This window comes from Tenuifilum sp. (assembly GCF_037481895.1).
Lineage (GTDB): Bacteria > Bacteroidota > Bacteroidia > Bacteroidales > Tenuifilaceae > Tenuifilum > Tenuifilum osseticum.
The window spans coordinates 1-8563 of the sequence record NZ_JBBFKU010000063.1 but is presented as its reverse complement, the minus strand read 5'-3'; the positions used below and the strand labels follow the sequence as shown (position 1 = coordinate 8563).

The window sequence follows — 8563 nt, the reverse complement described above, 5'->3', positions numbered from 1 at the left end:
TTGATTACTTTTGAACCCTAACCACCTGATTAACAATTAGGCATTTTTTGATTTTAAATTATTTTGGACAGCTGTGAGTTTGCGCCATGTTATGTTTCCAGTTGCATCGCCTGCGTATATGTTTACACCCTTATCGGCCGGACAGTTAAAAACATTACCAGTGCCAATAGTATGCATGTACTTTGCCGACATACGTAATGGATGATTACCACAATTGCTAAAAGTATTGTTTGTAATACTAGTAAAACTACCTTCTGAATTCACAAGTATCCCGTAAGTCTTTGCGTAATCAATAGTATTATTCTGAAACGTAATTGCACAGGTTTTAACATTAACGGCCCCCTCGCTACTGGTACCTGCATAAAGGATGTCACAGTACTGCATGCTGGAGTTAAGGCTATGGTCCCAAAATGTTATACCCTCCCACGCTCCTGCGGCTGGAACGGCTGCGCTACTCGTAAAAATTATCCTGTTGTTGGAGGTGCCATTTGCTACCAGTGTTGAATTGTTGTAATAGCCAATATGAAGTTCTCCTCCAGCACTAAACTTAAAAATAGCTCCGGGTTCAATGGTTAGTGTGCCATTGTCATAATCAATATCGCTATCTACAAAGTATGGTACGCTATGCTTCCGCCAGGTAATATTGCCGGTTGCATCGCCACTGAATACGCTTATACCCTTGTCGGCTGGGCATGTAAATGTGTTCCCAATACCAATGGTATGCATATACTCAGCAGAAATCCTAAGAGGATGGTCACCGCAATTTGCAAATGAATTGTTAGCCATCTCAGTGAAAGAGCCCTCGTAGTTTAGCATAACGCCGTAATACTTAGCATTGGTAACCTCATTGTTGCTAAATGTAATGGCACAGGTCTTTACATTAACAGCCCCTTCGTTTGATTTTCCAGCATACTGAACTTTACAGTACTGCATACTCGAATTCAAGCTGTTATCCCAAAAAGTTATACCTTCCCATGCACCTGCAGTAGGATTAGCAGCAGTTGAAGTGAAAACTATAGGTTTTGAGGATGTACCATTAGCAATAAGGGTAGCGTTGTTGTAATACCCAATATGCAAACTTGCTCCCGTTTCAAATTTTACTGTAACGCCGGGCTGTATGGTCAATATTGCACCGTCAACTCCAATGCTGCCGCTAATTACATAGGTTTTCCCCGACTCCCAGGTAGTATTCGTTGTAATGTCGGAGTTAATAATGTTAGATCCACCATCATCGGTACCATCGTCAATAAGATTGCATGCGGTAAAACTACCAAGCATGACAAGTAATGCAAATAATAGAGACTTTGTTTTCATCTTGATTTGATTTTAATATTAGTTTTGATTAAAGAATGAGAAATTCTTTAAATAAAGTTAATACTATAAAATGGTATAATTCAATTTTTTTTGACACGACAATTTTGTTTTTAACACACATTAACCCAATAATCTTTATTAATTAGGTTCAAATAGATTTTTGATCTTTGAAATATTATTTAACATTTACCGTTTAAACCAATGTTAAGTTTTTCATTCTTTTGTATAAACAAACCTAACCAAACAATGAAACGTAAATACTGGTTTATTTTAATTGCAGTTGCAGTTATTGTCATTTTGCTTACAGCAGTTTTCAACTCAGGTTCAAAGGACAAAGCAGTTCCCCAGTTCACCCGTGCCGAGGTTGGAGAGTTTGAAATAGTGGTTAACGTTACAGGTGAACTTACGGCACAGAATTCTGAGGACATTACAGCACCAACCGAGTTGCGTGGCCGTTCGTTCCGTGTTACCGATGTAAAAATCCAGGACCTAGTCCCTGAAGGAACTGTTGTGGACTCCGGCGATTACGTGGCCACCCTTGACCGATCAGCATTGAGCAACCAGCTCAAGAATACCGAAGATGAGCTGGAAAAGAGCCAGCAGGCCTACCTGAAAACCCAACTCGACACCACGCTCCAGCTCCGGGAACTAAGGAATAATCTTATTAACCTGAAGTTCGATATGGAGGAGAAAAAGCTTATTCTGGAGCAGTCAAAGTATGAGCCTCCTGCCACACAGCGTCAGGCACAAATCAACCTAGAGAAAGCTGAAAGGGCATACCAGCAAGCCCTATATAACTACAACCTGAAGAAAGATCAAGCCGAGGCCTCCATGAAGGAGGTTTCCATAAACCTTGAACGCCAGCGCCGCGAACGGCAGGATATGCTGGATGTTATCAGTAAATTTGTTATTAAAGCACCCAAACAGGGCATGGTGATATACTACCGCGAATGGAGCGGACAAAAGCGTAAGGTTGGTTCAACCGTAAGCCCCTGGGACCTTACCGTAGCCACTCTGCCCGACCTCTCAGTGATGAACTCCAAAACCTATGTCAATGAAATTGACATAAGCAAGGTAAAGAAAGGGCAGCCGGTTAGAATTACCGTAGATGCCTTTCCCGATAAAAAATTCACAGGCGAGGTGATTGAGGTTGCCAACATAGGCGAACAGCTACCCAATACCGATGCAAAAGTGTTTGAGGTGACAATACGGGTAAATGAATACGATCCCATTCTCCGCCCATCAATGACTACCGGCAACCAGATTGTTACTAACACTTACGATTCGGTTCTTTACATTCCCCTTGAGGCTCTTCATGCTAACGATAGCATTAGCTTTGTTTACACCCGTAAGGGTAAACGTCAAGTTGTTGTGGTGGGCGATATGAACGAGAATTTCATCATTGTTGAAAAGGGGCTTAAACCTGGCGAAGAGCTTTACCTTTCAACACCAGAAAAACCCGAAAAATTTGAGTTCACCGGTTTTGAACTAATCCCTGAAATCAAAAAAAGGAAAGAGGATAAGCTGCGACAGGAGGCTGAGTTACGCCAGCAGCAGCAAGAGCTTATGAATAAGCGTAAAAACGGTTTCGGTATGCCCGGACAAGGGAATGTTATGATTATTTCCACTGATAAACCTGCCGATAATAAAAATAGCAGCAGTGCATCTAAAAACACTGCAAAAGATCAAAAGAAAACAAAACCCTAACAGCTATGTTTCAAATCGACAGGCTATACCGGCGATACTCACACGATATAACCATTGCCCTTGAGGCTATTATGGCCAACAAGCTAAAATCGGTACTTACCGCACTCGGAATTATTTTTGGGGTTGCTGCGGTTATCAGCATGCTGGCCATAGGTAATGGTGCTCAACAGGAGATACTGGAGCAAATGAAAATGGTTGGGGTTAACAATATCATAGTAAACTCCATTTTTGAGGCTCCTGATTCCCAATCGGAATCGGAGAACGGAAATAAGCAGAAACAAAAGTTCTCCCCCGGACTCACACTTTCCGATTTAGAGGCAATCCAGCAGGTAGTTCCCTCGGTGGTTCACATCAGCCCTGAAATCAATTTAAATTCATATATCCAGTACAATGGACTAAGGATGCAGGCAAAAATACTTGGCGTAACCAACGACTACTTTGCTCTTTTTAACCTACCGCTCCATGAGGGAACCTACTTTAGTGCCAATCAGGAAGAACATGGAATCCCGGTTTGCGTTATAGGGGCAAACATTAAAACAAAATTTTTCAGTACCGAGAATCCTATTGGAAAATACATCAAGTTTGGGAATGTTTGGCTAAAGGTCATTGGAGTCCTCGCCAAATCGGATATAAAAGTTACTGGGTTCGAAAATAGCGGTATAAACGTTTATAACGATAATATCTACGTTCCAGCCAAAAACATTTTACTGCGATACCAAAACCGGGCTTTGGTAAACTCTAAGAAGTTAAATCAAAGTAACACTATACGTGGGTTTGGATTTGTAATTTTCGGTGGAAGTACTGAAACACAAGCCCCCAAAAACTACCATCAGCTCGATAGGATTATACTACAGGTTAAGGGCACTGAGGATATTGCATCAACTTCGGAGATACTTAGCAGAATGTTACTACGCAGGCATTCCGGCGTAAAGGATTACGAGATAACCGTGCCCGAACTGCTGCTAAAGCAGCAACAGCGTACCAAGGATATCTTCAATATTGTTCTGGGAGCTATTGCAAGCATCTCACTTATAGTAGGCGGCATTGGCATTATGAATATCATGTTTGCATCGGTTATGGAACGTATCAAGGAAATTGGTACCCGTTTAGCTATTGGGGCTAAAAAAGCCGATATTGTTGCCCAATTCCTTTCCGAGGCTGTACTTATAAGCGTTACAGGAGGTTTGATTGGTGTTATTGTTGGAGTTATCCTATCCAAGCTGATTACGCATTTTGCAGGAATACTTACCATTGTCAGCTTCTCATCAATAATCATTGCATTTGGAGTATCGGCTGCGGTAGGTGTAATATTTGGCCTGTCGCCCGCCAAAAGGGCTGCCGAGAAAGATCCAATTGAATCGTTACGTTACGAATAGTGTTACCATAAAAAAGTTGATATGAAAGGAATAATTACGTTTTTTATACCATTGCTTTTTGCAGTAAACCTTTTTGCCCAAAAACCAATTAATAGGCTTACATACGATGAGGTACTACAGCTAGCCAAAGATCAATCGCCACAAGCCATACTGGCCAAGCATCGGTTTAGGGCAGCCTACTGGCAATATCGAACCTACGTTGCCGAACTAAGGCCAAACCTTACCCTTACGGGAACAATACCCCAGTTCAGCCGCTCCCTAATACGATACCAGAACCCGGACGGGTCATATACCTACATTGAGGAAAACTCAAATACCACCTCGCTCGGATTATCGCTTTCACAAAATATTGGTTTAACCGGTGGTCAAATTTTTGTACGAAGCAACCTAGAACGTACCGATTTACTGGGTTCCGATAAAACCACCTCGTACATGAGCGTACCTGTTTCCATTGGTTTCTCCCAGCCGCTTTTCGCCATGAATCAGCTTAAATGGAGCAAGCGCATTGAGCCAATTAAGTACGAGGAAGCCAAACGTGCCTTTATCCAAAGCATGGAGGCCATATCAATGGAAGCCACGCGGCTATTCTTTGACCTTGCCATGGCTCAACAAAACCTTGAAACCGCCAAGCTAAACTACTCCAACACCGATACCCTGTATAAAATTGCTCAAGGCCGATACAACATTGGAACCATTGCCGAGAATGAACTGCTGCAGATGGAGCTGAGTTTCCTGAATGCCGGAACAGCGCTAAACGAGGCAGAGGTTGACCTACAGCTAAAAAAGATTAGGCTTAAATCGTACCTGGGCCTCAATGATAGCTACGACTTGGAAATTGTACTCCCCGACAGTATTCCAACGTTCGACCTCGATTTTAACCGTGTGCTCACCCTGGCCAAGGAGAATAACCCTCAAATCCTTAGCTACCAAAGGCAACTTCTGGAGGCCGACAGGGATGTAGCCCAGGCCCGCGCCGAACGCGGCCTTAATGCCAACCTGTTTGCCACATTTGGTCTAACCCAAAGGGCAACCGAACTAAAGGATGCATACATCGACCCACAGGATCAGCAAACCGTGAGGGTTGGAATTACTGTACCCATTCTCGATTGGGGTTTAGGCCGCGGAAAGGTGAAAATGGCACAGTCGAACCGTGAGGTTGTTCGCACCACGGTTGATCAGGCCCTTACCGATTTTGAACAGGATGTGTTCCTAAAGGTAATGCAGTTTAACAGACAGGACGACCAGGTGCAAATTGCCAAAAAGGCCGACCTGGTTTCACAGAACCGCTACGAGGTTACCAAGCAGCGATTCCTCATAGGTAAAATTGATGTGCTAACCCTTAACGTGGCACAAACCGAGCGCGACCAGGCCAAGCAAAAGTACATAAATACCCTCAGCGGTTTTTGGCAATACTACTACCAGATGCGCCGACTAACCCTGTACGACCTAGAAAAGAACCAACCCATTACTACCGATTTTGAACTTTTGCTAAGGTGATTAACGTAATGCAACCTAATACTTTGCAGGCAACAAAAGCGGATGGATAAAAAATTTTGCAGAAAAATTTTGCAGAAAAAATGAAAAGATATATTTTTGCAGCACCAAACAACAAGCACAACGGTGCAAGTTAAGTTTGAAATACTGCGGAAGTAGCTCAGTTGGTAGAGCATAACCTTGCCAAGGTTAGGGTCGCGAGTTCGAGTCTCGTCTTCCGCTCAAGTTCTTTTGGAAAGTTCAAAGTAAGTAGGCTTTGAACTTTTTAAGTTTAAAGAGCCAACCATTCTGCCCGGATGGTGGAACTGGTAGACACGCAGGACTTAAAATCCTGTGGCCATTGCGGCTGTGCGGGTTCAAGTCCCGCTCCGGGTACTCAAAGCCACGCCTAAAGCGTGGCTTTGGTGTTTTAAACCCCTTACTTTTAGGTTAGGTTGTTGAATTTTTGGTCTTTTCTTTAGGCCTTTTAGGTTTAACTTTATACCCATAAACCTGAATCATTCTATACAGTCGCAATTTTTCATCTAAAACATAGTAAAAGGTGAATGAGTAAAACCTTTTATCCTTATTTTGTGGAACTCGTTTCAACTGCTCATACATAATATAAGCCATTTCGTCGGGAAAGTACGCTGAGATTGCAGTCCCAAAATAACATCGCTTCTTTAAAGCCAAGTTATCAAATTTAACTCCTAGTAAATTTTCAAATTCTCTACACTTAATCGGCTTATTGTATTTAGCAAAAACCAGGTTGCCAAGTGAGAAAAATATAGTGTCACGTTCCTTAAAAGTAAACATTACAATTGGAGTATCAATATTTCTCAGCAAATTTTTATTGTAATACTCGGCACCCTTATAATTGTTTGGCAAAACATAAAGTTCAGTTGGTATAAATACTTTTAACTTCTTTTTGCGCAAGGGCAGTTGGGAAAATACGGATTGAAAACCGATGCTGCAAATTGCTATGAGTAACGTACAAAATTTAAGATTCATATCTCTATTCATTTAAATAGCTACTTATGATTTCCATGAATTTAACTTTTAGCGATTCAGGCTGAATCACTCTAACATCAGGGCAAAACGATAGTATTGTTGACATTAACTCGTTATTAATTATCACCTTGATCCTAACCTCTAACCTGTCATTCTTGTAATTATGCTTTTGTGATGGATGTAACGGCTTAGATATAACATAAGGGGCCCTTTGCAGGTTAAAGGAAAGTACAACCTCTACCGGTTCTTCGCCTTCAGGTCGGGTAACTCCTATGACATCATAGAAGTATTCATTCCAATCAATACTTGTTTCAATGTAGGAGATGTTAGTGGTTTCTATTTTTTCAATTCTATCCAGCGCCAAATTCCAATATGGCTTTTCATTTGACTCATTATACCCCAAAACAAACCATCGGTTATTGTACTCTTTTAAGTGATAGGGGTGAAAGTTAAATTCATAGGGTATTTCATCCTTAAAACTTTTATATCGAACCCAAAGCACGCACTTATTTACTATTGAGTCATACAGAACCTTAAAATGTGACAAACCCTGTAAATCTCTATTAAAATCAAATGCAACAATAGGTTGCTGAGTATTAACTATACCAAGCTTATTCTTTAGTAAGGCTTCAACCTCATAAACCCAATCGAACTGTGGCAATCCATCAAACTTACCTAGAACCTCAATAGCGGAAATAATACTGTTTATCTCCTCCTGGGTAAGGGGCTTATTGTTTATTGAGAATTTGGAATTCTCATACCTATAGTAAACTTGCTTGCCATACCGTACCCTTCTAATTTCAGCCCCAAACCCTTCGCTGCTCTCCATAAATTTTATGTCCTCTAGTATTTGCCTTTTGCTTACGGAAAGGTTTGGATCTATTTCCTTTAACTGCTCATTTACAGCCTCTACCAAATCGTCAATGAAATACATTTTGCCAATATTCCGGAAACATTTATCTAAAATGTTGTACCTAATGTAAGCATTCTTGTTAACGGGCATAGCTGTATAGTTTATGGTAATAAATATACTAAATTTTAGCAAATTCATTTTTTATATGATCCTTGAAAATGAATAAAATATTTTTTTAATGATAAATCTTTTTTATTGAAGATAGGCTTCAAAGCTAGCCCTTTACTTTGCATCAAATAAAAAAACATCTCATTAGATAAACTCTTTTAATCTGATTTACTGGCATTTAATTTTTTATTGATTTTTTGAAGATACACTGCAACGCAAATGCAGCATAATTATAGAGGGACCTATTAAAACTATAAAGCTATGAACAGAAAAACTATTAAAATTATCTAATTGCGCCCTCTTTGAATAGGCGCTAATTAACAGAACAAAAGATCTAATTCGAGTAGTTCAATAATGAAATGAAAATGAAATGCAGATTGAGTGCAAAACACAAACTTAAAATTGCAAAAAATTTAAACCTTAAAGCTATGAGAAAAATATTATTAACATGCCTGCTTTTGCTGCCGGTAATAGTAGTTAAAGCACAAATTGGAAAGACACTTGATGAGGTTAAGAAAAAACTAGGTGAGCCTTCACAATCATTTTTCACTGACAGGGGAACCTACTGTTTGGAATACGGAAATCTAACCTCAATTGTTGACGGACTCCCCATTAATGGCGCTTATTTCTACTTTAATTCCGATTCGTTAGACTCTAAGTG

The 8563-nt window shown here is 40.5% G+C and carries 7 protein-coding genes and 2 tRNA genes; 6 read left to right on the top strand and 3 right to left on the bottom strand.

The window, feature by feature from the left end:
• Nucleotides 1–36: 36 nt before the first annotated feature.
• Nucleotides 37–1314, bottom strand: a complete 1278-nt coding sequence (locus tag WHS63_RS12940) for a right-handed parallel beta-helix repeat-containing protein (protein WP_445205473.1) — start codon at nucleotides 1312–1314, stop codon at nucleotides 37–39.
• A gap of 246 nt (nucleotides 1315–1560) precedes the next feature.
• Here WHS63_RS12940 and WHS63_RS12935 point away from each other — a divergent pair, with 246 nt between their 5' ends.
• The 5 genes from WHS63_RS12935 to WHS63_RS12915 all read left to right on the top strand — a co-directional run bounded on the left by WHS63_RS12935 (nucleotide 1561) and on the right by WHS63_RS12915 (nucleotide 6266).
• Nucleotides 1561–3021, top strand: coding sequence for an efflux RND transporter periplasmic adaptor subunit (locus WHS63_RS12935; RefSeq protein WP_445205472.1), 1461 nt, complete (start codon nucleotides 1561–1563; stop codon nucleotides 3019–3021).
• A gap of 5 nt (nucleotides 3022–3026) precedes the next feature.
• Complete coding sequence (locus WHS63_RS12930) at nucleotides 3027–4397, top strand: ABC transporter permease (RefSeq protein ID WP_445205471.1); 1371 nt, start codon at nucleotides 3027–3029, stop codon at nucleotides 4395–4397.
• Between the two features lie 21 nt (nucleotides 4398–4418).
• Complete coding sequence (locus WHS63_RS12925; RefSeq protein ID WP_445205470.1) at nucleotides 4419–5894, top strand: TolC family protein; 1476 nt, start codon at nucleotides 4419–4421, stop codon at nucleotides 5892–5894.
• A 146-nt stretch (nucleotides 5895–6040) separates the two neighbouring features.
• Nucleotides 6041–6113, top strand: a tRNA-Gly gene (locus WHS63_RS12920).
• A gap of 68 nt (nucleotides 6114–6181) precedes the next feature.
• Nucleotides 6182–6266, top strand: a tRNA-Leu gene (locus WHS63_RS12915).
• A gap of 54 nt (nucleotides 6267–6320) precedes the next feature.
• Here WHS63_RS12915 and WHS63_RS12910 read toward each other — a convergent pair.
• Nucleotides 6321–6881, bottom strand: coding sequence for a hypothetical protein (locus tag WHS63_RS12910; RefSeq protein ID WP_445205469.1), 561 nt, complete (start codon nucleotides 6879–6881; stop codon nucleotides 6321–6323).
• A 4-nt stretch (nucleotides 6882–6885) separates the two neighbouring features.
• Entirely contained in the window at nucleotides 6886–7932 is a 1047-nt protein-coding gene (locus WHS63_RS12905) for a helix-turn-helix transcriptional regulator (protein WP_445205468.1), read from the bottom strand.
• A gap of 398 nt (nucleotides 7933–8330) precedes the next feature.
• On the opposite strand from WHS63_RS12905, the gene WHS63_RS12900 reads away from it, so the two are divergent.
• The coding region (locus WHS63_RS12900) for a hypothetical protein (protein ID WP_445205467.1) at nucleotides 8331–8563 on the top strand (233 nt) is incomplete at its 3' end.

Excerpts from the sequence above, each read along its gene's own strand:
- WHS63_RS12940 (WP_445205473.1), bottom strand. The coding sequence starts at position 1,314 with ATGAAAACAAAGTCTCTATTATTTGCATTACTTGTCATGCTTGGTAGT.
- WHS63_RS12935 (WP_445205472.1), top strand. The coding sequence starts at position 1,561 with ATGAAACGTAAATACTGGTTTATTTTAATTGCAGTTGCAGTTATTGTC.
- WHS63_RS12930 (WP_445205471.1), top strand. The coding sequence starts at position 3,027 with ATGTTTCAAATCGACAGGCTATACCGGCGATACTCACACGATATAACC.
- WHS63_RS12925 (WP_445205470.1), top strand. The coding sequence starts at position 4,419 with ATGAAAGGAATAATTACGTTTTTTATACCATTGCTTTTTGCAGTAAAC.
- WHS63_RS12910 (WP_445205469.1), bottom strand. The coding sequence starts at position 6,881 with ATGAATCTTAAATTTTGTACGTTACTCATAGCAATTTGCAGCATCGGT.
- WHS63_RS12905 (WP_445205468.1), bottom strand. The coding sequence starts at position 7,932 with ATGAATTTGCTAAAATTTAGTATATTTATTACCATAAACTATACAGCT.